Here is a 25,854-nt window from a genome sequence, read left to right as displayed (position 1 = left end):
TAGGCTAAGTGGCTTAAACTCGCAAATTCTTTATCAAGGCAGTTTACTGAAATCGATTTCGGGCTTCCTATTTGTTTTTTTACGGGTCAGCATGGTTTTGTAGGGCGTAAAATCATTAAAGAAACCATCTATCTTTAAATAGAAGTTCCCATTTGGATGGATACCTCCTTGGTAATCCTTGCGGTAGTTCTTGCGTCCGGTTGCATCAATGCTGAACATGGCTTTGTCTATTTCTATCCAGTTGCCTTGGGTATCGCACACCCATTGGTTGCCATAAGTGCCGGTTCTGGCCACATCGCCCATGTTTGGCGAAAAGTTCTCGAGGAACGAATACAGTCGCTTGGCATAGGTTTGTGTTTGCGGGCGCTGGAAGCAGGCAATCAGCTGCCATTTGTTAAGTTCGGGCGCAAAAAAGTAAGCAGTGTATTCCGAGTAATTATCGGCCAACGGCCTAACCCGCAACAGAAATTTATAGGTATTTCCGGCTTTCCAAAGGTAATTGAGGTAGCTTTGCCCGCCGCTGCCTTCGCCGCCAAATTCACCACCATGCACACCTTCGCCCTTTTTAATCAGCTTGATTTTGTGGCTTTCGGGAATTTCCTTCGGGTTATCGGTGGTGAATGGGCTCCACACCGAGAACAGGATATGGCGCTCTGTTGGCGAGTTAACCTGCATGCCAAAATAGCCTTCGCCAAAGCCATTGGCCATAAAATAGCTCCCCATCTTGTCTTCACCTACCGGAATGGTTACTTCGTTATAAAACCACTCTGCATCTACGCCTTTAGGCTGTTCGTAGTTCAAATGGGTTGATGGGCCACGACGGCCAAAATGGAACAATCCGTCTTCGTTTCCTTTTACGTAAACAACATTTCCAACTGTTGCCGTTCCACTCAGCAGCAGGTTCTTGATGGCTGGGAACTCGTTGCCATTTTTGCTCAAGCCTTTAATTTGGATGGCCACATAGCCCGTATCCTTGATCTTCCATTCGCCAACCTTTTTGTTGCTGGCATTATCGGCTTCGAGGTCTACCGTTTTGCTTGATTTGTTAACGGTAAATCCCAAGGTAGCCTTGCCTTCGGTCTTCACTTCGCCCAAAGCTACCGCTAAGGTTCCGGGTTGTCCTACGCGAAAATAGACCGTAAAAATATCGGATGGGTTGGTCCAGCGCTCGATACCATTGTTGGTAATGCTGCCTCTTCTTTCTGATTTGTTAGCGCTGTACACGTTGCCACCCAATGGCACGCTGACTTCCTGTGCGGCTAAATTTAAAGAGACCAGCGCGAGTAAGCCCAATAGGATTGATGATTTGAATGTTTTCATAGCAGTAGATTGATAACTGCAATTTTAACAGAAAACTTTAACTCCCAAGCACTTCTATTAAAAAGTTACTCAAACGATTGTGCTGGCAACAGCATGCTATTTCGAAAACCGCTCTTCAAAGACTTTTTCCAAGGCGAACATTTCGTCGCGCAGGCGGGCCGCCAGCAAGAAATCCATGTCTTTTGCCGCTTTCTGCATGTCTTTCCGGGTTTTGTCTATGGCTTTTTGCATTTCGGGCTTGGTCATGTATTGTACAATCGGATCGGCAGCTACGCTCACCTCATCTACTTCAACATAGGCTTTGGCGCGTTCGTTGCCTTGGGCCGACATGCTGAGGATAGAGCCTTGTTCCATGATCTCCTTTTTGGTTTTGCCTACTGTTTTCGGGACAATGCCATTGGCCAGGTTGTAGTTGACCTGTTTTTCTCGTCTGCGGTTGGTTTCTTCGATAGTCCGTTCCATCGATTCAGTCACGCTGTCTGCATACATGATTACACGGCCACGGTCGTTACGCGCGGCACGGCCAATCGTTTGGATCAAAGCCCGGTCTGAACGCAAGAAGCCTTCCTTATCGGCATCCAAAATGGCTACCAGGCTTACTTCTGGCAAGTCCAGGCCTTCGCGCAACAGGTTGATGCCCACCAACACATCAAATTCGCCCAAACGCAAGCCTCTCAAAATCTCTACCCGCTCCAGTGTTTTCACTTCAGAGTGGATGTAGCGGCATTTGATATTCAGCCTGTCCATGTATTTGGTAAGTTCTTCGGCCATCCGTTTGGTGAGTGTGGTTACCAAAACACGATCGCCCATTTTAATGGTCTTGTCAATCTCGTCCAACAGGTCGTCTACCTGGTTAATGGCTGGCCTTACTTCAATAACCGGGTCTAGTAAGCCGGTAGGCCTAATCACTTGTTCAATCACCACGCCATCGGATTTTTGGAGCTCGTAATCTGCAGGTGTAGCACTTACATAAATGGTTTGTGGCGCCAGGCGCTCAAATTCGTCGAAGTTAAGCGGGCGGTTGTCTAAGGCCGAAGGCAGGCGGAAGCCATATTCTACCAGCGACATTTTGCGCGAACGGTCGCCACCATACATGGCGCGGATCTGTGGTACGGTTACGTGGCTCTCATCAATCACCATCAGGTAATCGTCTGGGAAATAATCCAGCAAACAGAAGGGTCTCATGCCCGGCGAACGGCCGTCGAAAAACCTCGAATAGTTTTCGATTCCGGAACAATAGCCCAGCTCTTTCATCATTTCGATATCGAAATTTACCCTTTCCTCCAATCGCTTGGCCTCGAGCAGCTGCCTATCGGCCAGCAACTGGTTTTTGCGTACTTCCAGTTCTTCCTGAATGCCCCAAATCGAAGCATTGAACCTGTCTTTTGGCGTAACGAAAAGATTGGCCGGATAAATGGCCATGTCTTCTAGCTTTTCCAGCGTTTTTCCGGTAACGGGGTCGATGATAGACAGTTCTTCAATATCGTCGCCAAAGAATGAAATGCGATAGGCGTTATCCAAATAAGCAGGAAAGATATCTACGGTATCGCCTTTTACCCTAAATGTACCCCGTTTAAAATCGTTGATGGTACGGGCATATAAAATCTCGACCAAACTATGCAAAAAGGAATTGCGGCTAATTCTGGTGCCCACGCCGAAACGGAAAACAGACCGCGAGAAATCTTCGGGATTTCCCATACCATAGATGCACGAGATGGAGGAAACCACAATCACATCTCTCCTACCCGACATCAATGCCGAAGTGGTACGCAAACGCAGCTTCTCGATTTCTTCGTTGATGCTTAAATCTTTCTCGATATAAGTATTGGTCGTAGGCATGTAAGCCTCTGGCTGATAGTAATCGTAGTAAGACACAAAGTAGTTAACCGCATTCTCGGGAAAGAACTGCTTAAACTCACCATAAAGCTGGGCCGCCAAGGTTTTGTTGTGGCTCAGAATCAGGGTTGGCTTTTGGGTCTGCTCAATGACATTGGCTACGGTAAAGGTTTTGCCCGATCCGGTTACGCCCAGCAAAGTTTGGTAATGCTCGGCCGCATTGACACCTTCTACCAATTGTTTGATAGCCTCTGGCTGATCGCCGGTGGGCTTATAATCTGAGATGAGTTTAAACTTCATTGTAAGTAAAGATACTAGATAAAGGTTAAAGCCGAAAGACCAAAACTTAAAGATGGAATGAAGTTGACAGTTTGCAGTTTTCGGTTGGCAGTTTGCAGTTATCAAAGCTATAGCCAGAACACATCTTCATCACTCTTAATTCCTTAATGGTAAACCTACCAAAGTCAAAGACCAAAGCTCAACGATGGGGTCATAATACATTGGTTCTCCATTTTGAGCGACCAAAATGGAGGAAAAGTCGCCGACTGCGCCCTTTGCTTTAACGTTTGCGCGGAGGCCTATACTGCGCTGCCGCAAAGGACAAGGTCGGGAAAAGTAATTTAAGGGTCATTGCCAGGGCCTGAGATGACGCCGCCACTAAATGCAATATTGCTCGAATTACACCTCTTTTTTAAAAAACCGGCTTAACTGGCAACTTTTTGAAACCCCTTAATTTTCTTAATGCCTTAATGGTTCAACCGGGTAAGGCGGAAAGATGGAATGGAGTTGGCAATTCTCAGTTAGCAAACTACAAAGCCATAGCCAGAACACATCTTCATCACTCTTAATTCCTTAATGGTTCAGCGCCATAAAAAAGGCTGTACAAATTTCTCTGTACAGCCTTTTACTCCTTGCTAAATGCAATTATTTGCTTTTCTTTTCGAGCTGCATCGGGTTTGAGCCAACCGATTGTCCTCTGGCTGGCGCCGCATTGGCGGATCTTACCTTAAACAACTGGAATTTTGAGGGTTGTGCACCCGAGCCCCAGGTGTTGTTGCTTTCGTCGATGTCTGCAGTTTCGCGCATCGGATCCAGTTTAATCGAAGCTACTTCTTTATCATAAACATAGAATTTAGAAGCTTTTTGCTCATTTAAACGCCAAATTTGTGCCGGTATCCTGTCTACAAACTTAGAGCCATCCTTAAAGGTAAACTCTACGATAATCGGCATTACCAAGCCCCCTTTGTTGCCAAAATTCAGTTCATAGAAGAACTTGTTGGCATACTTCGCTTTTTCTTCGGCCGTAAATTCTTCCATTGGCAAACGGGCAGGTTGCGTAGCTTTAGGTGCCAAGGTGGTATCAATTTCTACCAAACCCCTGTCGTATTTCCAATAAAAATCTCTGGCGGCCAAATCCTTATCGGTATAAAACTTGATTTTGCTGTCTTCACGGTTTCTGATCTTAGAAATATCTTCGAAAGCATTCACTGCTGGTTTTTCTATCCTGTTGCCTCTGTTGGCACCCATCATGCGGCCACCCGCGGGTGTATTTCCGCTTGGATAATCGGCTTTGGCATACCTTACGCTATCCAAGGAGATATCGCAGGCATCGGTGCCAAAGAACCAGCCTCTCCAAAACCAATCCAAGTCTTCGCCACTGGCATCTTCCATCGTCCTGAATAAATCGGCAGGCGTAGGATGCTTGAATGCCCATCTTCTCGAATATTCTTTGAAAGCGTAATCGAACAGCTCACGGCCCATAATGGTTTCGCGCAGGATGTTTAATGCCGTTGCCGGTTTAGAGTAGGCATTTGGACCAAAGTTGACGATATTTTCCGAATTGGACATGATTGGCTCCAATTGATCTTTTGGCAGCTTCATGTAAGGCACGATGGTATAGGCCGGACCTTTTTTGCTCGGAAATTTATTATCCCAAAGTTCTTCGGTGAGGTATTCTACAAAAGAGTTCAAGCCTTCGTCCATCCAGGTCCATTGACGTTCATCGCTGTTTACGATCATCGGGAAGAAGTTATGTCCAACCTCATGTATCACTACGCCCAACATCCCGTTCTTGGTGCTTTCGCTATAAGTTCCATCGGCATCGGTACGGCCATAGTTGAAACAAATCATCGGGTATTCCATGCCATTGGCTGCTTCAACGCTTTGTGCCACCGGGTATGGATAAGGAATGGTAAAATCTGAATAGGTTTTAATGGTATGGGCTACTGCTCTGGTAGAGAACTTGCTGTACAAACCATAGGCCTCTTTGCCATAAAAGCTCATACACATTACATTTCGACCGGCAATTGGCTGTGCCATGGCATCCCAAACAAATTTACGGGAAGCTGTCCAGGCAAAATCGCGAACATTGTTGGCCTGGAAAACCCAAGTTTTTTTGGCTTCTGATTTTTTGGATTCAGCGGCTTTGGCCTCGGCCAGGGTCACTACTTCTACAGGAGCAGTGGTGCTGGTTTTGGCTTTGTTGTACCTGGCCAACTGGGTTGGGCTAAGCACCGAACTGTAGTTGATACACTCGCCGGTACCACCCACAATGTGATCAGACGGAACAGTCATTTGTACTTTAAAATCACCAAAAGTCAGGGCAAATTCTCCCCTTCCGGTAAACTGGTGGTTTTGCCAGCCCTGAAAATCGCTGTACACGCACAGGCGTGGATACCACTGGGTCATGGTGAACAAGTAATTGCCATCTTCCGGAAAGAACTCGTAGCCACCACGGCCACCACCTGCGATACGATCGGTTATTTTATATTTCCAATCGATATTAAATACATATTGCTGACCCGACTTTAAAGCTGGGATTTCGATACGCATCATGGTTTTGTTGATGGTATAATTTAATTTTTTACCTGTAGCATCGGTAATCTTGGCAATAGAAATGCCATAGCCATTATCAACCGGAGTTGTTGGCGTGGTCATTTTTTCCAGCTGCACATTCGAAGTGCCAACCGGCATTCTGGTACTGCTCTGGTAATTGGCATTGCGCAAATTGTTGTGTTCGTTCTCGTCTAGCTGGATCCAGATATAGGTCAGCACATCGGGCGAATTGTTGTGGTAAGTAATGGTTTCGCTACCGGTTAGGGTCAGCTTTTTCTCGTCCAGTTCGCACTTGATGTTGTAATCGGCGCGTTGCTGCCAATACTTTACGCCAGGTGCGCCGCTCGCGGTACGCTGCTCGTTAGGCGTATTTAAAATGGTGCCCAATTGCTCGAACTTGTTGCCGTGGTTGCTACCCGGATTGTTCAAGATGTTTTGGGCAAAAGCCGTTTGGCCTAGGAGCGCCACTGAAAAGAAGATCTTGTAAAATTTGTTCATTCTTCTATAGTTTAGTTAGGAATTCTTTCTAAAGCCATTTGTAAAGCCAGGCTAAATACGGCTGCCGATAAAAATACAACCCATTCCCTGCGCTTGATCTTCAAAAAAGACAACGCGAACCAGGTCAAGGCCAAAATAATCACTACAAAAAACACCTGCCCTACTTCCAAACCCAGGTTAAAGCCAAACAGGCCCCAACCCATATTCTGATCTTTGGCCAACATCATCCGTACCGAATTGGCGAAACCCATGCCGTGGATCAAGCCAAAGAACAGTGCAAGATAATAATTTGTATGGACTGCCTTGGCAGAAAAATCTTTTTTAAGGAGATTGCTCAAAGCGGTAACAAAAATGGTGCATGGAATAAGAAACTCTACCCATTTGCTCGAAAACCTGACCACATCCAACACACTGAGCAAGAGGGTAAGCGAATGGCCAATGGTAAACGCAGTCACCAAAATCAGCACCTGCTTAAGGTTGCGGGCCGTATAAACCGCCACCAGGGCCAAGATAAAAAGCTGATGGTCTAGCGCATCAAGACTTACGATATGGGACCAGCCCAGCTTAAAATAAAACAGAAAATCGGCTAAAGGCATTAGAATGTTAGAGGTTTATTCAAAAGAGCTGTTAACTTTGTTTCAGAGTCTAAATTAGATTCTTTTTATTATTTAAACGAAACATTGTTGCAAATGCAGGCCTTCTATTCAAAATTGTTACTTGTTTTGTTCTTTTTTCTTCCGGCTGGGCTGAAAAAGAGCAACAAACACCCTTTGCACGTGAGCACCACCGAGATTAATTTCAACGCGAAAGAGAGAAGCCTGGAAATAACCTGCCGCATTTTTACCGACGATTTTGAAAACGTATTGGCGCAACAGTTCAAAGCCAAAACCGATCTTTCAAAGCCAGCCATGCATAAAGCCATGGACGAGCTCGTTAAGAAATATATGAACCTTCACCTGCAATACCTTTTAAATGGCAAAGCGGCAAAAGCCAGTTACGTAGGCTTTGAAAAAGACAACGAAGCCACCAACGTGTACCTGGAAATCGACAACGTTAGTGCTTTGAATACCCTAACCGTAAACAACAGCATCCTCTACGACCTTTTCGATGACCAGATGAGCATTCTGCATGTAGAAAAAGGCGGGATTAGAAAAAGTACGCGTACCAATTACCCCAACCGCGAGCTGAGCGTGAGTTTTTAGCGAATGGCCAATTGTCCATAGTCCATGGACAATAAACTATCAACTATGGATTGAGGATCATCAACCTGCCCTAGTTATTGATCAAATCATCGTTGGTTACGCCTTTTTTCTTCGAGAGGTTTTCTTTCAGCTTGCCAAAATTGTAAGTAAAACCCATATAAATGACCCGATACGGTGTTGTGGTAGTAGATGCTGTACGGAAATTCGCATCTTCGGTATACGCATTTGCGGTAAACCACTTCTTGAAAAAGCGATTGAAATTGATAGAGGCGGTCAGTTTTTTATCAAACAACTCGGCACCAATATTTACCTGGTAATAAGGAAAAGCATTGACGGTGTTCATCAAGGCATAAGCCGACCTGCTCACGCCACCATTGCCACTTAAAAAGAAGGATTTATAAAAGCTATAGGAGAAAAATCCATAAACCTGGCCGCTAAAGCCCTGCTCTTGCTGCGTTGGCATGGCGGTATTCTCGATTTTGTTATAGCGGACGGTTCCACCGAAGCCACTTCTCAGTTTTTGGAGATTGGCGGCAAACGTAAAAGTTGCACTTACCTCTCGATTTTTGCCCAAATTACCATACTTTGTAGTGCTTATGCCGTTTACCTCGTTAAAAGTAGTGTATTGCACAATCATATTGCCGGTATAGGATGCATTGAGGATCAACGACATGAAAACTGGCCCTAGCAGCAAGCGGTTTTGAAGCGACAGCGAATGGATGGTTTGTGCACTGAGGTTGGGATTGCCAAAAGAGATATTTAGTGGATCGTTGTTATTGACAAAGGGATTAAGTGCATTGATATAAGGGCGTTGCAAGCGTTTGGTATAGCCAAATACCATCGTATACTTATCACTCAATTTGGTATTCATCGAAAAATCTGGAATGAGCGAAGTATAGTTTTGCTTGACGTTGGTATTCGAACTAAAAAAATCGCCATCAACGGTCGTATGCTCAAGGCGCAGCCCCGTTCTGAAATTAAGCTTGTTCAAGCTAAACGACAACGAGCCGTAGCCACTATACACTTGCTGTTTGTAGGCAAAGCTATTCGAATTGGAATAATCGGGCTGAAAAGGATCGTTTTCGTTGGTTCGGCTCAGGCTCTGGTACGTTGCATTGGCATCCCTAAAAATGAATTTGGCGCCCATTTCCAACCTTGTCGATTGGGTTAGGGGCTCGATATAGTCGCTTTGCAAAGTGTATTCCCTGTTTTTGGAGTAGCTATCATTCTGCCTGAACAGGTTACCATTGGCCATGGCCATAAGGCTTGTATTCAACCCATCGTTTTTGCTAAACTGCCCGTTAAACCTGAAACTGAGCTCTCTATTGGCGTTTCCTTTAAATTTTTTAATGAAATCGCTCCCTACCCCAAAAGACGGAATGTTATTTCTGATATGCTGGGTAAAAAAATCATGTTGCGGAGTAGCATTGGCAAATTCAGTTGTAATGTTTTGGGCAAACCTGCTTTTGTTGTTGCCCCCACCCACATTGGCATAGGCCACGATGGTCTGCAGGGTATCGATGTTATAGCTCATCTCCAGATTGCCGTCGTTCGAAAAGCGATTGGTGGTCCGCTCGCCTTCCAAGAACCTGCTTTGGTATACCGATGGTTGCAAAGGCAGGGTTAAACTGGTTACGTCCGCTTTGTTATTGTGGTTGCCGCTTAAAAAGTACGTACCCGTAATGGCAAACTTGCCCGAGCGCGCGCTGAGGTTAGTACTGGTTTGGTAATTGAGATTGGAGTAATAGGCGCTGAAAAAACCATTGTAGCCCATAATTCCTTTTTTGGTAATGATATTGATAAGGCCGCCAACACCCTCGGCATCGTATTTGGCCGATGGATTGGTAATGACCTCAATTTTTGAAACCACCACTCCTGGAAAACCTCGCAAAGCATCTTTGGTATTTGCCGCAAACATGGCAGTTTCACGGCCATTGAGCAACACCTTGTAATTGGTTTGTCCGTTCAGTTGCACGTTGCCTTCGCCATCAACACTCAGCATGGGTATTTTCCTGAATATTTCGGTCAGGTTTTCGCCTTTGGCCGCCACGTCTTGCTCCACGTTGTAAACCAATTTGTCTTTGTCTTGGCTAATCAATTGCTTCCGGCCAGTGATCAGCACTTGTTTCAGCTGATTAGACATGGGTTGCAATACATATAGTGGCAAATGATCCTGTGCGTTTTGGCCAACTTTAATAGACTTGACCAGTTTGTGGTAGCCAAACAAGTTGAACGACAAGAGATAGGTACCCGAATCTGCCTGAAGCACAAATCGGCCGGTCGAATCGGATAATGCACTGGCAACAACCGTTTTTGCAGAATCGTTCTTCAAAAGGCTGATGGTTACAAAAGACAACGGCTCCTGACTGGTGCTATCTTTAACCAGGCCCTGCAATCTGGGTCTTACCTGGGCTTTAGCTATCGATCCAAAAAAAGAGAGCAGCACCATGATTACGAAAAAATTCGTAGTTAATGGGTATACCGGACATGTTTTTGTTTTTTTCATTTTTTTAATCTGGTTGGTTACTTGGCTTATAGACGAATGGTGTCAAAAAAAAGCGGCGCCTGCCGAAATGGACAAACAACAAGACGAAGATAATACTAATTAATTAATGACAAAACTAATCGATTAGTATTTATTGAGCTAAAATCACCATAAACGGCTCAATCATTGTTAAAAAAATCAAAAAAACCACCTTCTAAATTAACAGAAAAGGCTTTTCAAAGGTTAGCCCCATCGCCATGCAGTCAAGCGGTGCGCAAGAAGAAAAATAAAAATCATGGTTTTTGGGGAACGAAATTTCAAGGAAAACCATTAGCCGGTGGCAACCGGAAATTTATCTTCCTAACTATTTGCGACTTCCATTGTTTCTTTGAAATTGTTATCTTAACAGTTATAATCCTCCCTACTATGCAATTGTTAATCTACTGTCCGAAGGTTACTCCCCGCATCAAATACACATTTAACTTTATTTTTAGGGAGATTTTGGGTTGCGATTTTGAATTTACGGGCATTGCGAATGATTTTTTGGCAAGTACACAGCCCAAAATCAGTTATGCGGACGCCCCTTTGGCCGATGAGCTTTTCTTTGCCAGCGCTCCCCTGCTTAACCAACATGCCATTACGCCTATCAATATTGAACTGACCGCATTTGGTGATAGGCAGGTGCCATTTGCAGTGGCCAACAGTACTTTGCCTTTTGATGTTTTTGCTGCTTCTTTCTACTTTTTGAGCAGATACGAAGAGTATTTGCCTTTCGAAGCCGATGAGCATGGCCGTTTCCGCGCCGAGCTAAGCCTGCAGTATCAACTTGGGCTACTGGCTGTTCCGGTTATCGACAACTGGGCACTGCTGCTGAAAAACATCCTGCTCAAAAAGTTTCCTTCGCTTATTTTTGTCAAACGGAAGTTCAGCTTTGTTCCGACTATCGATGTAGATCGTGCCTATCATTTCCGTTCGAGTGGTTTATTAAAAAATACCATCCGGTTTTTGAAGGCTGCCCAGCAACTGAAAACCGACAAAATGCTATCGATCATCAAAACTGGCCTTGGCCATAACGACCCGTTCGATACTTACGACTATTTGAAGCAAATCCATTCCGAATACGGCTTAAGTCCGGTTTTCTTTTTTCTGCTGGCCAAATCCAACAACAACTCCTTCGATAGCAACCTGGACCCTAACGAAGAAGTGTTTAAAAGCCTGATTCTCGAAACTGCACAATATGCCAGCATTGGCCTGCACCCTTCTTATGCTTCCAACACCGAAACGCATAAGATCAGCGAAGAGCTGCAAAACCTGGAGCAAATCAGCAGGCAACGGATAGATTCGTCGCGTCAGCATTTTATCAAGGTGCATTTGCCTCAAACCTATCTCCAATTGATCAAGGCTGGCATCAACCACGACTATTCGATGGGCTATCCCTCGCAAGTGGGCTTTAGGGCAGGCACCTGCACCTCATTTTTTTGGTACGACCTGCAACTGGAGAAACAAACACACCTTAAAATCCATCCTTTTGCTTTAATGGATGTCACCCTGCAGCAGTACCTCAAGCTCAGACCGCAGCAAGCCATGGCACAAATAGACGAGCTTATTGCGAACATCAGGCTGGTAGACGGCACTTTTTCGAGCCTTTGGCACAACGAATCGCTATCGGATGCCCGGCCTTGGAAAGGCTGGAAGGCCGTTTATGAGCATCTGCTGGAACAAGCAAGCCAACATGAAAGAATTTAGGACTGTAGGCTGCAACACTAAAATTATGAAACAAGCCTCTTGTATGCATAATCTTCTTCATGCCCTAATGGTTCAACCTGTTTCTCTCTACCTCGCAATTAAACATCCTAACCATTCAACAATCAAATTGCAATTTGGTATATTTACCCTATGATTTTCGACCTGAGCAAAACTCATTCTATTGCCAATACTTTTATTGCCGAACTCCGCGACGAGCAAGTCCAGAAAGATTCGATGCGCTTTCGGAAAAACCTCGAACGCTTGGGCGCTTTTTTTGCTTACGAGATCAGCAAAACCTTGACTTATCAGGAAGTGCAAACCCAAACTCCGTTGGGCATTGCCAAGAGCACAGTTTTAAAAAGCCAACCTGTATTGGCCACCATTTTAAGGGCTGGCTTGCCTATGCAACACGGCCTTTTAAGCGTTTTCGATCGCGCCGATTGCGCTTTCATCACGGCCTATCGCAAAACCAAAAAGAGTGGCGATTTCATTATCCAAATGGAACATATTTCTGCGCCCGACCTGGAAGACAAAGTTGTGATTTTGGCCGATCCGATGTTGGCTACGGGCCTGAGCATGGTACTTTGCGCCAAAGAGCTCATCAATCGTTATCAAATCCGGAAACTGCATATCATTGCGGCCATTGCCAGCACCGAAGGCGTTAAGCACGTGCGTGCCAATTTGCCAAAGGCCGATTTATGGGTTGGCGCCATAGACGACGAAATGACCAGCAAATCTTACATCGTTCCGGGCCTTGGTGATGCCGGCGACCTGGCTTATGGCATCAAAAGCTAAGTCTTTTATCGAATGAATATCCTTTTTGTTTGCAGCCGCAACAAATGGCGCAGCGCTACTGCCGAGACCATTTACCAAAACCACCCTGTGCATCAGGTTAGATCGGCGGGTACGGCACAGAGTGCCAGAGTTAAGGTCAATTACAAACACATCAACTGGGCCGATTTGATTTTTGTGATGGAAAAGAGGCATCGGCAAAGGCTGTTCGAAAATTTCGAAGCCGAATTGAGCGGCAAGTCCGTCGTGGTACTCGATATTGCCGACGAATACACTTACATGGATGAGGAACTGATAGCGACCCTCGAAACAAAAGTAGCTCCTTACCTTTAATAGCCGATTGCTTTATCCTACCTTTGCCATCGTAACATTCCGTTTTCAAACCTTCAAAATTTTACGACTGTGCAATTACCGATTAAGCATATTTTCTTCGACCTTGACCATACCATTTGGGATTTTGACCGCAATGCCCAAGAAACCTTGCTGGAGCTTTACGAGGTGTATCAGCTCAGGGCGCTGGGTCTTCATTCGGCACAGGAATTTATTGACCGCTATACCGAAAACAACCATCGCCTTTGGGCACAGTACCATTTGGGCCAGATAACCAAGGAAACCCTGCGCGAAGAACGTTTCAGGTCGACCTTCTTGGAACTTGGCGTTAAACCAGAGGCTGTTCCCTTGCAGTTTGAAGACGACTATGTCAGGATCAGTCCGACCAAGACCAATCTTTTCGACGGTGCCAACAAAGTGCTGGCTTACCTGCAAAGCAAATATCAATTGCACATCATTTCGAACGGCTTTAAGGAAACCACCTTAACCAAAATGGAGCTTTCGGGACTGAACCCTTATTTTACACAGGTTATTATTTCTGAAGATGTGGGTGTAAACAAGCCCAACCAAGCCATTTTTGAGCATGCACTGCAAAAAGCTGGAGCACAAAAAGAGGAAAGCATCATGATTGGTGACAGCCTAGAGGCCGATATCCGCGGCGCCCAGGCTTTTGGATTGAAGGCCATCTTTTTCAATCCGCTAAAAATAAGCAGACCTGCCGACGTAGAATGGGAGATTGCCCACCTGGAAGAGCTATTGGAACATTTTTAACATTTCTTAACAGTTTTCGGTTTAATCTTTGAACTGAACTTTACACACACAAAACTGAAACAAATGAAGAAGATCATCTTATTGGCCCTGGCACTTTGGAGTGCACAGCTGGCCTTTGCCCAAGGCAACCGCACCAAAGCCGAAGTTTTTATTGAAGTTGAAGACAGGGGCACTTTTACCGTTTACCTCGACAATGAATTTGTAGGCTCTACAAACGGCCGTTTTAGGTTTTATGATGTTTACAATGCTTCTCCAACCCTGTCTATTGTACAGGGCAACAAGAAAATATACAGCGCCAGGATTAGCGTTAGACCAGATGAACGTATCGTATTCAGCTACTCCATTAGGCAAGGACTAAAACAAGTTAAGGCATTGAACCTTTACAGAAACAGGCAATACGCCTTAGATGATTTCGACGATTATGCAGGCGCCTACAACACGGGCATCGTGCCACCAGCCAGACCTGGCAATACCAATTCCAACAATTTCGAAAGCTTATTGACCATGGTAAAAAAAGAAGCTTTTGACGATGGCAAAATGAATGTGATTTTAGTTTATGCCAACAACAACCGACTTTATACCGACCAGGTGGCTACTTTGCTGCAGGGTTTTACCACCGATGACAAGAAATTAAGCCTAGCCAAAAGCCTATGGGCCTTAATCGCCAATCCGCAGCAATATTTTTCTTTGGCCAACTCGTTTAGCTTCATGAGCACCAAAGACGATTTTCTGAACTTCATCAAAAACAACCCTTCGTCGCGACAAGCCAGAGGAATGGATGCCGTTACCTTCGAACAATTAAGAAACCAGGTCAAACGCGAGAGCTTTGACGACAGCAAGACCAAGCTGCTGCAGGCAACTTTCCAGAACTCGGCGCTAAGTACGGCGCAGCTTGCCGAACTGCTTAAGCTTTATGCCTTTGAAGACAAGGCCTTGGCCTGCGCCAAGCTGGCTTATCCTTATATTGCAGATCCGCAACGCTATTTTACCCTAAAAGACGTTTTTACTTTTAAAAGCAATCAAGATGCTTTGCTCGATTTTTTGAAGCGTCAGCAATAAAGCTTAAATTAAAATATGAATTTAGCCCGGGTACACCGTTCCATCAACCATATAGCCAATGCCTACCAGCAAAAGCTGCACACATTTAGGGAAGACCATTTTCAGTTAGCCCCGCCCATGGGTGGCTGGAGCTATAGCGAGGTATATTCGCATATTTTCGACGCCAGCTTGCTTTCTTTGATCGCCATGAACAACTGCATCAGAAACGAAGGCGAAAACAAGCCTACGGCCCTAGGCGTAAAGCTGGTGCTGTTTTTTGGCCAGCTGCCACCCGGAAAAAGATACAAGGTGCCCAAACGCATGGCCGATAGGGTAAAAAAGATCAGCTTGGCCAATGCCCAGCAGTTCATCACCGATTTTGAATTGCAGCTGGCCAAGCTTTATCCGCAGGTTGATGGTGCCAATCCCAAAATCAAGACCAAGCACCCCCGATTGGGCTATTTAAACGCCAGGCAATGGCTGAGGTTTATCGAAATACACCTCAACCATCATTTGAAACAGCTGAAGCGCATTGAACGCAACTTTTTGCAACATGCATAATTTTGAAGATAGCCCAAATATTTTCACATCTTTGCGTTTATGAAACTACCGGCCATTAAAGGTTTTGATGAGCAAGCGCTGAAAAAGTATTTCAAAAATACAGGCTTATTGATGTTTGGCCGGGTAGGCAGTGCGGCCATCAAGATGCTGATCAGCATCAAGGTAGCCAACTACCTCTTGTCGTACAACAATGGCATCCTGAACACTTCTACCTCTTATATCTTTCTGTTTGCTTCTATTGCCGGACTAGGCTTGGACAGCTTTATTGTTAAAACGCTACACCAGGCGCCACAAGACAGAGATAAGATATTGGGTACGGCTTTTACCTTAAAAGCCATTGCCGGACTGCTTTGTATTCCGGCCATCTTCTTGGCCTGGCAGCTCTTTCCACTCTCCGATGTACCCTATCTCCTTATTTTCATCCTGTCGTTTAGCGGTTTGTTTCAATCGTTTACGGTAATCGATTCCTATTTTCAGAGCGAAGTACAGTCGAAATACATCATGCAGGTGCAGGTTTTAGGCAATCTGTTATCGGCGGGCATCAAATTGTTGCTCATTGTATGCAAGGCCGATCTTTTTTATTTTGTTGCTGCCTTTACCTTCGACATCCTGTTGCTCTCGTTGGGGTATATCCTTACCTACCAAAGAAAAGGCCGCAGCATTTTCGAATGGAGCTATGATAGGCAATTGGCCAAGCAGCTTCTTCACTTATCCTGGCCATTGATCATTTCGGGCATTATGGTTTCGATTTATATGAAAATTGACTCGATTATGCTCAAAGAGATTCTGGGCCATAAAGAAGGGGCCGAGGCTTCGGGTGCCTATGCAACGGTGGTCAGTTTCAGCGAAGCGCTTAACTTTATGCCGGTAGCCATTGTCACTTCCTTGTTTCCGGCTATCCTCAATGCCAAGCGCGACGATTTTAACCGCTACCAAAAACGCCTGCAGAATCTTTTCGATCTGATGGTTTGGCTCAGCCTGGCTTTCGCCATTTTTATCACCATTGCGGCGCCTTATATCTATAAATTTTTCAAACCCGAATACGCATCGGCGGCACCGGTACTTTCGGTGCATGTTTGGGGCAGTATTTTTGTGTTTCTTGGCGTAGCCAGTGGCCAGTTCCTAATTGCCGAAGGCTATAACAAACTGACCTTTGTACGCACCGGATTGGGCGCTATCATCAATATTGTGCTTAACTTGATCCTGATTCCCAAAATGGGCATGATGGGTACGGCCATTGCAACCGTTATCGCCTATTTTTCTTCTACCTTCCTGATCATTCTCATTCCGAAAACCCGCCGGCAGGGCCTGATGATGCTCAAATCGTTACTGCTGATCAGTACGTTTCAAAAACTGTTCAAAAATTAAGGGTTTAACCGATAAACGCAGGTACGCAATGTTTTGGCAAAAAAGCTGTAGCCTTTCGCTTTGAGAAAAGTATAGATTTTTGAATCCTTGATGGCATCTACGTCAACATTTTCTTCTACCAAGATTATACCGGGCTTGTAAAGCTCCCAATTGTTGGACAGCAATACCTGAAAATCGAGGCCTTCTACATCGATGCTCAAAAAATCGATGGTTTGACCTTTAGGCAGGTACTGATCAAAAACTTCGGCCAAAGGCAATACCTCGATGTCAAGTACCTTGATGATCTTGTACTTGGTCGATTCTGCATCAACGCGTTCGGAAACTTCTTTAGAAAAGCTGTTGAGCGCGGGTTCGTTAAAGCAATAAAACTTAAGCTGGCCCCTGGTTTCGCCTATGCCGATGTTCAGGTTGATGTCTCTTTTCCTAAAAAGCCTAAAGGCCTTGATGGCATCTGGGGTGGGCTCGATATTGATGCCTCGCCAGCCTCGTTTATAAAAGTACTGGGTATTGGAAAACCTAACGGGATGATGGGCGCCAACATCAACAAAAAAACCTTTATAATTCTTTTTTTGCTCAAAAAGAGCCTTTAAAATCATGTCTTCTCCATCTTGGCTATAAGACCTGCTGTACTGAAAATAATGGACAGGAAGATATTTGGAAAGAATTCGTTTGAGGTTCTTGATCATTAAGCCTTGTTTGTTAAAACCGTTGCCGTAATTATTTTAAAGCCCAATTGCTTTATCGGACACAAAGAAACATTTTTGTTCGGAAAAAATATAACTTTTAAGGTTTTTAAATGGCCTGTGTCAAGCTTGGTTGCAAAGCATAGCTACCCTAGGGCGCAATAAACTTGAATATTTCTTTTACATTTACTGTTGACTACTTCCGTTTTAAATTAATGTTCGCTAGCAAACTCTTCCGTAGGTTATTTTTTTTATGGCTGTTCGGCCTCTTTTCAACCACTGTACTTGCGCAGCAACAACCTATCCCCGATTGGGTAAAAGACATTGGGGGTTCTGGAGAAAGCAAGCTGACAGGCATAGCGGTTGATCAATTCGACAATGTTTATGTGGCTGGAAACTTTCAAGGTACGCTCACCGTCGATCATTCGGGTATATCGCCTGCGGTTAACCTGAATTCTAATGGCAGCTACGACATATTTATAGCCAAATATACACCCGATGGCAAACTAATCTGGGCAAAATCGATAGGCGGATCGGCGCTAGACCAAGTGAACAATCTTACCGTCGACGTTAGCGGAAATGTAATCCTAGGGGCTTCGTTTGGATCGGGCATTATCGATTGCGATCCAGGATCTGGTATTTTTAACATAAGCAACGCAGGTGGCGACGATGCCTTGATTGTAAAGCTAGATGCCAATGGAAATTTTGTATGGGCCAGGGGTTTGGGCGGTTTTGGCACCGAACGTGGCCACGTAGTAACCACCGACAACAACGGTAACGTGATTTTTGTAGGCGCATACGGCTCTGCAAGCATAACTTCCGGAAGTTTTACCCTGACGAACAAGGGCGGTTTAGATGGTTTTATGGTCAAATACGACTCGAATGGCAATACCTTATGGGCCTATGCCATCGGCAGTTTTAGCGACGATGAAATCAAAAGCGTAAAAACCGATTCGAATAATGCGATTTTAGTAATGGGTTACTTTAGTGGTGGCGTAAACCTCAATCCTAAAGGCCCCGCCTATAACCTCACTAAATCAGTACCCACCTATTTTGTTGGCAAATACAGTACTAACGCCGACTTATTATGGGCCAATGAAATCGAAGCCTCAGGCTCACAAACGGTTTCATCTATTGCGGTTGGTCCAACAGACGATGTGTTTCTTACCGGGGTGTATTCGGGTCAAATCGACTTTAAATCGGCCACCAATACGTTGTCGCTTACAGCCGTAGGCACTAGGAATCTCTTTGTTACCCAATACAACACCAGTGGCCGGCCAATTTGGGCCAGAAACATCCAAAGCACAGCCATTAACCCATACAGCTACTACATTACGGCCGATGTGGAGAACAGCGTATACATCGGTGGCTTTTTTGATCAGTCGCTTACCTTTACCGACGGCACCAATAGCAAAACCATTACCTATCATGGCGGTCGCGATACTTTTTTCGGAAAGTTTAGCGGCACTGGCGACTACCTTTGGGCATTTAACTTTGGCAGCAACTGCGTAGGAAACTATGGGCATAAAATCGCTGTCGATTCTAAAAAGAATGTACTGTTAGGTGGCGCTTTTTGCAGCACGGTTGATTTTAACCCTTCTACCTGTGTGCTTAACCTAACCGCCAAGAACGCTAATTCGGATGGTTATATTTCCAAATTCAATCAGGTTAAACTAACCGGCGACCCTTTGATCATTTCCTTCCAACTGGCCGAGCAGAGCGAGCCAGCAGTAATTGACAACGCAACCAGGAGCATAAAAATAAAGGTGAAAGAAGGCACCAACGTTACCAAATTAAGGCCCACTGTACAAACCGATATTGGTGTACTTACGCCACTTTCTGACACAGAGCTTGACTTTACCAATCCCAAACCTTACAAAATCTCATCTAACTGTATAGACTATATCTGGACGGTAGAAGTAATTGTTGAGGAATCGGGTAAGCGGGAGGCCTGCTCTGCAGAAACCATTAGCTTAAGTGGCGCATCGGGCGCTGCACCGAATGCCATTTTTCAATGGCAGATTAAAGATACCAACGCTGCTTGGGTCAACGCGCCTAATCCTTCGAATCAGTCAGATTATCTTTTCCAAAGCCCAGCCAACAACAGCAATGCCGATATGGTGATTGAATTGAGAAGGAAAGTGAGCGTGAATGGTATTGACACTTACGATTCTGAATATACCTTGACCGTTCATGCTGCTACAACCAACAACATCATTAGCGCTGCACAAACTGTTTTCTGCAATGGAACTGCCACCCTAACTTTAACCGGCACTACTCCAAATGGGGCAAGTCATATCGCTCCGGCTTTTGTATGGCAACAAAGCAATAACCAAACAGACTGGACCGACATCAGCAACTCGGATAACGAAAGTTTTTCGCCGCAGCCATTGACCCAAACCACTTACTTCAGGCGAATTACAAAATCAAACACTTGCAGCGCATTCAGTAATATCTTGAAAATAGAAGTCTATCCGGCGGTTACCTCGGCCCATGCAGGAGCCGATAGCCAACTTTGCGAAACTCCAACCCTAACCTTGGATGCAAATTTGCCGGCGACAAATGAAACGGGTACCTGGCAGGTGATGAGTCCGGCTGGTTACCTCCCTTTCACCACAGCCAACCTCAACAATCCTAAAGCCACTATTACCAACATTCCCCAGAATCAGGAAATCATCCTGAGGTGGACCATTAAGCAATTGCAGGGTTGCGGCAGTACCTCCTATGCCGAAATAAAACTTTACAACTACGCCAAACCGGTGGTTTCTACACCAGCAAACATAACCATTAACAATGGGCAAAGCATCGTAATACCAGCATCTTTTACACCAGATCCCAGCACTGCTTATACCTTCAAATGGAGCCCTGCAACCGGACTTGACGACGACAGCAAATTAAATCCAACAGCAAATCCTTTACAAACCACCCTTTACACCCTGACCATAAATTATGGCCAAAATTGTACTGTGGTGGCCAGTACCAGGATTATTGTAGACAAGACAACTCAACTGAACGTATGTTCTGAAAACATCTTCTCGCTAACTGGCGATGCCAATAATGAGGTTCAGTCCATTCTTCAATGGCAAAAACTAATTAATGGCACTTGGACCGATTTGTCTGGTGAAAACCAGCAAAGCCTTAGCCTAACTGCCGATCAAAACACTGGAAACGGGACAGTTCAAGTTGACTACAGAAGAAAGGTAACCGTTGGCAACTTGGTTTATTACGATTCGAAATATGAAGTTGCCATTGCACCAACCACTTTCAATAACCTGATTGGCGCAAGCGCTACTGTTTTTTGCAGCGGAACGGTAAACAATTTGCAATTAACGGGCAGCAACCCGAGCGGAGCCACAACTGCCGTGATCGGTTTCAGCTGGGAGCAAAGTACCGATGGTGCTTCATGGCTACCCATTTCGGGCACTTCAAAAGATCTCGTTGTCGGCTCGCTTTCCCAAACTACTTATTTTAGGAGAATCACAAAAGCGGCTAACTGTACAAGCCCGAGCAATAGTTTAAAAATAGAAATATTCCCCATGGCTACTATTGCCAATGCAGGGCAGGATGCCAGCTATTGCGACGTAAGCCAAGTAACGCTCGATGCCAATCCAGTTTTGCCAAATGAAGTGGGAAGCTGGCAGGTTGTTGCTCCAATCGGCTACCGACCATTTACGGCACAAAACATAAATAATCCTAAAGCCACTATCGATAATTTGCCGCAAGGACAACCGGTTAAGTTAAGATGGACAATCGATAATGCGAACTGCCAAAGCTCAAGCAGTTCGGAAGTAACGCTCATGTCTTATCCGGCATTGATGTTGCAGGCACAAAGCCAGCTGTTCATAGACCTAGGCAAAGCTGTTAACTTAGGTGTAAGCGCCAACTTAAGCAGTAATATTCCTTATACTTTTGCGTGGAGCCCTCAAACCGGGCTCGACCAAAGCGATGTGCTCAGTCCAAATGCCAGTCCGGCCGAAACAACCACCTATACGCTACAGGTTAGTTATGGCGAGACTTGTATCAAAACCCTTTCGGTAACGGTTAGGGTTATCAAAGAAATCCACATCCCCAATGCTTTCTCGCCTAATTTGGACGGCGTTAACGATACCTGGGAAATCAAGAACCTTGACAGCCACTTAGGCTCCAAGTTGATGGTATACAACAGGAATGGCACTATTGTTTATCAGGCTTTCAATTATGCAGGTGGCTGGGATGGCAAGCACAAAAACAAGCCCTTGCCAGTTGGGGTATATTATTACACCATTGCGCTCAACGACAAAAAATCGACTATTTATACCGGCAGCGTTACAATTATCAGGTAGAATTAAACAACTTATCCAAGCAAATGATTCATATCCTATCTTTGTGGCTACCTAACAACCCAGTTTAATGCAACATTTTGCGCCTATAGCCCTTTTTGTATACAACCGCCCCAAGCATACCGAGCGGACCCTAAAGTTTTTGCAACAGAACGAATTGGCTTCAGAAAGCAGGCTCTTTATCTTTTCGGATGGCCCTAAAACCGTAGCCGACGAAGACAAGGTAAAAGAGGTAAGGGAGTTCATTAAAAAGGTTGAAGGCTTTAAGACTGTCGAAATTATTGAAAGTCAGACCAATATGGGGTTGGCCAATTCGGTTATTGCAGGTGTTAGTCGGCTTACCCAAACCTACGGGCAGGCCATTGTTTTTGAAGACGACCTGATTTCGTCGCCATATACCCTCACTTACTTTAACGAGGCACTGGACCGCTACCGCAACGAAGAAAAGGTCATGCACATCGGGGCTTACATGTATGCCCTCAAAGACGAAAACCTGCCTGAAAGTTTTTTTTACCGTGCGGCTACCAGCTGGGGCTGGGCTACTTGGGCAAGAGCTTGGCAACATTTCGAGCCAAACATCGATACTTTAATGGCGCAGTTCGACTCCAAAAAGAAACACGCCTTCGCCATCGAAAACACCATGAATTTCTGGAAACAGATGCAGGATTTCAAGAACGGCAAAAACAACTCTTGGGCCATCCGTTGGTATGCGTCCATCTTTTTAAAGGGTGGCTTGACTTTAAACCCTTCGCAATCGCTGGTTAACAACATCGGACACGATGGCAGCGGCATCCACTCGGGGCTGAGCGATATTTACAACGTCATCATCAACCCCAAGCCCATTAAACAGTTCCCATCGGTTATTGCCGAAAACGAGCAGGCCTACCAGACCATTAAGCATTTCCTGGCCAACCGCAAAGGCAGCTTGTGGGCACGGATCAAGCGTTTCATCAAAGAGAAACTGAACTCGTAGGCTTCGAAAGTATTCCAATATCCTTTGATGAAAGGCCAATATAATTTAATAGCCATCCAAAAATTAGGATTAAGTTTGGATAGCTACCAAATCTATTCCCATGAACAAAATACTTATTTGTTGCTTTTTCATCTGCAGCTTTGCCTATGCCCAAAAACCCATCAAGCCTTATGGCGCCACACCAGCTAAAAGACAATTGGCCTGGCACGATGTAGAAGTTTACGGCCTTATCCATTTTACACCGACAACTTTCGAAGACAAGGAATGGGGTTATGGCGATGCCGATCCGAAAATTTTCAATCCGACTAATTTTGATGCCGAGCAAATTGTAAAGGCCGCCAAGGCCGGCGGTTTAAGAGGAATCATCCTCGTGGCCAAACATCACGATGGATTTGCTTTATGGCCAACAAAAACCACGCCTTACAACATTTCGAAAAGCCCGTTCAGAAACGGCAAAGGCGATTTGGTGAAGGAAGTACAACTTGCCGCACAGAAATACGGACTTAAATTCGGCGTGTATTGTTCGCCTTGGGACAGAAACAATCCACAGTATGGCACACCAAACTACCTTGCCATTTACCAGGCGCAGCTCAAAGAGCTGTATAGCAACTACGGCCAGCTGTTTATGAGCTGGCACGATGGTGCCAACGGTGGCGACGGCTATTATGGCGGTGCCCGCGAGAAAAGAAGCATTGACAATACGGTGTATTACGATTGGAAAAATACCTGGGCCATTACCCGTAAAATGCAACCCATGGCCAATATATTTAGCGATGTAGGCCTGGATGTGAGATGGGTGGGCAACGAAGAGGGCCATGCGGCCGAAACTAGCTGGGCCACTTTTACGCCTATGCCTCCACAAGGCAAAAACGTAGCCGTTCCGGGGCAGGCCAATTATCCAGAAAGTCCGGTGGGAATTAGGAATGGCAAATTCTGGATGCCAGCCGAATGCGATGTACCTTTGCGAAGCGGCTGGTTTTTTCATGCCAAGCAAAAGCCCAAAACGCCAGAAGCCTTATTCGATCTTTATTTAAAAAGCGTTGGCCATGGCGCAGCTTTAGATTTAGGTCTGGCACCCGATACCAGAGGGCTCTTGCACGACGACGATGTAGCGGCCCTGCAAGCCTTTGGCCAAATGGTTAAACAAACTTTTGCCCAAAACCTGGCCAAAGGCGCCAGCATTAAATCGAGCAATACCAGAGACAAAACCCATGGCACAGCAACGCTTTTAGATGGCAATAAGCAAACTTTTTGGGCAAGCGCCGACAATGTACACCAAGCCAGCTTGGAAATCAGCCTAAAAACTCCACAAACATTCGACATCATCAGCCTACAGGAGTTTATTCCCTTAGGGCAAAGAATAGAGGGCTACAACATTGAAGTTCTAAAGAACAATACCTGGGAAAAGGTTTACGATGGAACCAGCATAGGCGCCAAAAGGCTCATCAAGTTGGCACAACCCGTTACGGCAAGCAAAGTACGCCTCAACATCACCCAATCGCCGGTATGTTTAACGCTGAGCGAGTTTGGGCTTTATAAAAAATCGGCATAATTAGGTTAATCTGCCTTGCGTAAAGAATCTCTGGCAGTAGCACTGAAAATGATCAGCTTGTTCATTTGCTCATTAACCTGTTTACGGTAGCTATAATTTTCAGACTCGATGTCCTTTTTCATCAGTTGGGCTACCGCATACGATTGCTGAGCCACTTGCGCTTTAAAATCAAGCTCAAACAGATCTTCTTTGTCCAGTTTGAGCTTTTTCATCTTTTTAACAAGTTCCAAATTGCTCCGGCTTGGCGCCAATCCGTTTTCTTCGATAAAGACTATTTTTTCGGCCTTACTTAAAGAGGCCTTTAAAGTCATCACCCGATTAAAAGCATCTGCGTTTTTGGCATATTCGATACTCAGTTTTTTAAATTCCTCATGCTGATACCTTGGACTAAAGCCGATCACGCCAGCAGCAAACGCAAGACCAATGACGCATGTAGCGGCATACCTGGCCCATATGCGACTCGAATTCATGGGTTTTACATACAAAAAGCAACAACTTACAAAGCCAGCAATTACGCCGCCCAAGTGACAGGCATTATCTGTTCTGCGGCCAAACCAGCCGTTTATCAGCACCAATATCATCACAATAAGGGTACTCACCAATAAAGCCTTGTTTGCGTTTTTCTCGTAGGCTTTATTAAGCAACAAGGCAATAAAGGCTCCATATAATCCCATGATTGCTCCAGATGCACCCATCAAAATCTCCTCCTGATGAAAAATTATACTCACCAATCCACCACAAATACCACTAAAGAAATAAATGAATACAAACTTCCGCCAGCCCAGTTTGTTCTCTATCATCAGCCCTAAATACAACAAAGCATACAGGTTAAAGAACAAATGAAGCAACGAGGCGTGCATAAACTGGTAGCTGATTAATCGCCAATATTGCCCGTTCAAAACCAGTTTTCGATTGTTGGCACCCAAATTAAGCAATAACTGCTCTAGCTTTTGCACCACTAAAGCCGGATCGACAACTGTAGCCTTGGCAAAAAAGTACCTGAAATAAATAACGGTACAGATAAAGGTAAAGCCGAAATAAAAAATATTTAGCCAAGTAATAATGGGTGTTGCCAAATAGCCTTTTTGGGGCCAAAAAAGATAAAGCACATTTTTGATTTTGTTCTTAACCGCTAATGGCGCCTTTTCAAAGTAAGCATTGTCTTGGTTAAGCACAAAACTGTGGAATTGTGCAAGACTTTCTTCCCATATATCTTTAAGGTGAAACTCGACATAGGCAAATTCATGAAAAAACTTTGCCAGGTTCTGCTTATTCTTGCCATAATCGTTAAACCACATTTGCAAGCCTACGCACTCGCTCTTTACTACGGCAAAGTTACTCTCTATCCTAAGTGAAATCTCTTCGCTATACGATTGCCACGACAGGCCAGTATAGGCAATCAGCCCATTTGAAGAGATATGGCTTAGCTTCCAGCCCAAATTCTCGATGGCCTGACGAGCAATAATAAGATATTTGTCTGCCGGAAAATCTCCTAAGGGAATATATTTCTCCGTTTTTGGCGAGTAACCCCAACTAATGGCCATA

Annotated in this window: 18 protein-coding genes; 11 read left to right on the top strand and 7 right to left on the bottom strand. The window is 45.0% G+C overall.

Going from position 1 to position 25,854, the window contains the following annotated elements; all coding sequences use genetic code 11:
* Window positions 1-33: 33 nt before the first annotated feature.
* The 4 genes from AC6H1S_RS01185 to AC6H1S_RS01170 form a co-directional block, all read right to left on the bottom strand.
* Entirely contained in the window at window positions 34-1,320 is a 1,287-nt protein-coding gene (locus AC6H1S_RS01185) for a DUF3472 domain-containing protein (protein ID WP_497564819.1), read from the bottom strand.
* Window positions 1,321-1,416: 96 nt separating this feature from the next.
* Window positions 1,417-3,456 carry an excinuclease ABC subunit UvrB gene (gene uvrB, locus AC6H1S_RS01180; RefSeq protein ID WP_199141294.1) on the bottom strand — a complete coding sequence of 680 codons (2,040 nt, stop codon included), beginning with the start codon at window positions 3,454-3,456 and terminating at the stop codon, window positions 1,417-1,419.
* A gap of 624 nt (window positions 3,457-4,080) precedes the next feature.
* Window positions 4,081-6,489, bottom strand: a complete 2,409-nt coding sequence (locus AC6H1S_RS01175) for a M1 family metallopeptidase (protein WP_497564818.1) — start codon at window positions 6,487-6,489, stop codon at window positions 4,081-4,083.
* Between the two features lie 11 nt (window positions 6,490-6,500).
* The gene (locus AC6H1S_RS01170) at window positions 6,501-7,085 is read right to left on the bottom strand and encodes a HupE/UreJ family protein (RefSeq protein WP_497564817.1); all 585 of its coding nucleotides are present in this window, start codon (window positions 7,083-7,085) and stop codon (window positions 6,501-6,503) included.
* Between the two features lie 126 nt (window positions 7,086-7,211).
* Between AC6H1S_RS01170 and AC6H1S_RS01165 the strand changes: the two genes are divergently transcribed.
* Complete coding sequence (locus AC6H1S_RS01165) at window positions 7,212-7,691, top strand: DUF6702 family protein (RefSeq protein WP_497564816.1); 480 nt, start codon at window positions 7,212-7,214, stop codon at window positions 7,689-7,691.
* Between the two features lie 70 nt (window positions 7,692-7,761).
* Here AC6H1S_RS01165 and AC6H1S_RS01160 read toward each other — a convergent pair whose 3' ends face one another.
* On the bottom strand, window positions 7,762-10,197 hold the full coding sequence (locus tag AC6H1S_RS01160; protein WP_497564815.1) for an outer membrane beta-barrel protein: 2,436 nt from the start codon (window positions 10,195-10,197) through the stop codon (window positions 7,762-7,764).
* A gap of 405 nt (window positions 10,198-10,602) precedes the next feature.
* Here AC6H1S_RS01160 and AC6H1S_RS01155 point away from each other — a divergent pair, with 405 nt between their 5' ends.
* The 7 genes from AC6H1S_RS01155 to AC6H1S_RS01125 all read left to right on the top strand — a co-directional run bounded on the left by AC6H1S_RS01155 (window position 10,603) and on the right by AC6H1S_RS01125 (window position 16,782).
* Window positions 10,603-11,922 (top strand): polysaccharide deacetylase family protein, encoded by a 1,320-nt coding sequence (locus tag AC6H1S_RS01155; RefSeq protein ID WP_497564814.1) that lies wholly within the window; start codon window positions 10,603-10,605, stop codon window positions 11,920-11,922.
* 150 nt (window positions 11,923-12,072) lie between these two features.
* A complete protein-coding gene (gene upp / locus AC6H1S_RS01150) occupies window positions 12,073-12,717 on the top strand; it encodes a uracil phosphoribosyltransferase (protein WP_199141288.1) in 645 nt (214 codons plus the stop codon).
* A gap of 12 nt (window positions 12,718-12,729) precedes the next feature.
* Window positions 12,730-13,047 carry a low molecular weight protein tyrosine phosphatase family protein gene (locus AC6H1S_RS01145; protein WP_199141287.1) on the top strand — a complete coding sequence of 106 codons (318 nt, stop codon included), beginning with the start codon at window positions 12,730-12,732 and terminating at the stop codon, window positions 13,045-13,047.
* Between the two features lie 69 nt (window positions 13,048-13,116).
* The gene (locus AC6H1S_RS01140) at window positions 13,117-13,815 is read left to right on the top strand and encodes a YjjG family noncanonical pyrimidine nucleotidase (protein WP_199141286.1); all 699 of its coding nucleotides are present in this window, start codon (window positions 13,117-13,119) and stop codon (window positions 13,813-13,815) included.
* Window positions 13,816-13,878: 63 nt separating this feature from the next.
* A complete protein-coding gene (locus AC6H1S_RS01135) occupies window positions 13,879-14,874 on the top strand; it encodes a proline and serine-rich protein 1 family protein (RefSeq protein ID WP_497564813.1) in 996 nt (331 codons plus the stop codon).
* A gap of 15 nt (window positions 14,875-14,889) precedes the next feature.
* A complete protein-coding gene (locus tag AC6H1S_RS01130; protein WP_199141284.1) occupies window positions 14,890-15,414 on the top strand; it encodes a DinB family protein in 525 nt (174 codons plus the stop codon).
* Between the two features lie 39 nt (window positions 15,415-15,453).
* Window positions 15,454-16,782 (top strand): flippase, encoded by a 1,329-nt coding sequence (locus tag AC6H1S_RS01125; RefSeq protein WP_497564812.1) that lies wholly within the window; start codon window positions 15,454-15,456, stop codon window positions 16,780-16,782.
* On the opposite strand, the gene AC6H1S_RS01120 is transcribed toward AC6H1S_RS01125, so the two are convergent.
* Window positions 16,779-17,468, bottom strand: a complete 690-nt coding sequence (locus AC6H1S_RS01120; protein ID WP_497564811.1) for an FkbM family methyltransferase — start codon at window positions 17,466-17,468, stop codon at window positions 16,779-16,781. The two genes, AC6H1S_RS01125 and AC6H1S_RS01120, sit on opposite strands and share 4 nt — an antisense overlap.
* Window positions 17,469-17,680: 212 nt before the next feature.
* Between AC6H1S_RS01120 and AC6H1S_RS01115 the strand changes: the two genes are divergently transcribed.
* The 3 genes from AC6H1S_RS01115 to AC6H1S_RS01105 all read left to right on the top strand — a co-directional run bounded on the left by AC6H1S_RS01115 (window position 17,681) and on the right by AC6H1S_RS01105 (window position 24,309).
* A complete protein-coding gene (locus tag AC6H1S_RS01115; RefSeq protein ID WP_497564810.1) occupies window positions 17,681-21,787 on the top strand; it encodes a DUF8696 domain-containing protein in 4,107 nt (1,368 codons plus the stop codon).
* 67 nt (window positions 21,788-21,854) lie between these two features.
* A complete protein-coding gene (locus tag AC6H1S_RS01110) occupies window positions 21,855-22,757 on the top strand; it encodes a glycosyltransferase family protein (protein WP_497564809.1) in 903 nt (300 codons plus the stop codon).
* 100 nt (window positions 22,758-22,857) lie between these two features.
* Window positions 22,858-24,309 (top strand): alpha-L-fucosidase, encoded by a 1,452-nt coding sequence (locus AC6H1S_RS01105; RefSeq protein ID WP_497564808.1) that lies wholly within the window; start codon window positions 22,858-22,860, stop codon window positions 24,307-24,309.
* A 5-nt stretch (window positions 24,310-24,314) separates the two neighbouring features.
* On the opposite strand, the gene AC6H1S_RS01100 is transcribed toward AC6H1S_RS01105, so the two are convergent.
* Window positions 24,315-25,853, bottom strand: a complete 1,539-nt coding sequence (locus AC6H1S_RS01100; RefSeq protein ID WP_497564807.1) for a rhomboid family intramembrane serine protease — start codon at window positions 25,851-25,853, stop codon at window positions 24,315-24,317.
* Between the last annotated feature and the right edge of the window lies 1 nt (window position 25,854).

The sequence above is a fragment of the Pedobacter sp. TM02 genome (assembly GCF_059705275.1).
Note: the sequence above shows the minus strand (reverse complement) of the source record. Positions and strands in the feature narration are given on the sequence as shown.

Excerpts from the sequence above, each read along its gene's own strand:
- AC6H1S_RS01175 (WP_497564818.1), bottom strand. The coding sequence starts at position 6,489 with ATGAACAAATTTTACAAGATCTTCTTTTCAGTGGCGCTCCTAGGCCAA.
- AC6H1S_RS01160 (WP_497564815.1), bottom strand. The coding sequence starts at position 10,197 with ATGAAAAAAACAAAAACATGTCCGGTATACCCATTAACTACGAATTTT.
- AC6H1S_RS01170 (WP_497564817.1), bottom strand. The coding sequence starts at position 7,085 with ATGCCTTTAGCCGATTTTCTGTTTTATTTTAAGCTGGGCTGGTCCCAT.
- AC6H1S_RS01145 (WP_199141287.1), top strand. The coding sequence starts at position 12,730 with ATGAATATCCTTTTTGTTTGCAGCCGCAACAAATGGCGCAGCGCTACT.
- AC6H1S_RS01110 (WP_497564809.1), top strand. The coding sequence starts at position 21,855 with ATGCAACATTTTGCGCCTATAGCCCTTTTTGTATACAACCGCCCCAAG.
- upp (WP_199141288.1), top strand. The coding sequence starts at position 12,073 with ATGATTTTCGACCTGAGCAAAACTCATTCTATTGCCAATACTTTTATT.
- AC6H1S_RS01105 (WP_497564808.1), top strand. The coding sequence starts at position 22,858 with ATGAACAAAATACTTATTTGTTGCTTTTTCATCTGCAGCTTTGCCTAT.
- AC6H1S_RS01100 (WP_497564807.1), bottom strand. The coding sequence starts at position 25,853 with ATGGCCATTAGTTGGGGTTACTCGCCAAAAACGGAGAAATATATTCCC.
- AC6H1S_RS01135 (WP_497564813.1), top strand. The coding sequence starts at position 13,879 with ATGAAGAAGATCATCTTATTGGCCCTGGCACTTTGGAGTGCACAGCTG.
- AC6H1S_RS01115 (WP_497564810.1), top strand. The coding sequence starts at position 17,681 with ATGTTCGCTAGCAAACTCTTCCGTAGGTTATTTTTTTTATGGCTGTTC.
- uvrB (WP_199141294.1), bottom strand. The coding sequence starts at position 3,456 with ATGAAGTTTAAACTCATCTCAGATTATAAGCCCACCGGCGATCAGCCA.
- AC6H1S_RS01120 (WP_497564811.1), bottom strand. The coding sequence starts at position 17,468 with ATGATCAAGAACCTCAAACGAATTCTTTCCAAATATCTTCCTGTCCAT.
- AC6H1S_RS01130 (WP_199141284.1), top strand. The coding sequence starts at position 14,890 with ATGAATTTAGCCCGGGTACACCGTTCCATCAACCATATAGCCAATGCC.
- AC6H1S_RS01185 (WP_497564819.1), bottom strand. The coding sequence starts at position 1,320 with ATGAAAACATTCAAATCATCAATCCTATTGGGCTTACTCGCGCTGGTC.
- AC6H1S_RS01155 (WP_497564814.1), top strand. The coding sequence starts at position 10,603 with ATGCAATTGTTAATCTACTGTCCGAAGGTTACTCCCCGCATCAAATAC.
- AC6H1S_RS01125 (WP_497564812.1), top strand. The coding sequence starts at position 15,454 with ATGAAACTACCGGCCATTAAAGGTTTTGATGAGCAAGCGCTGAAAAAG.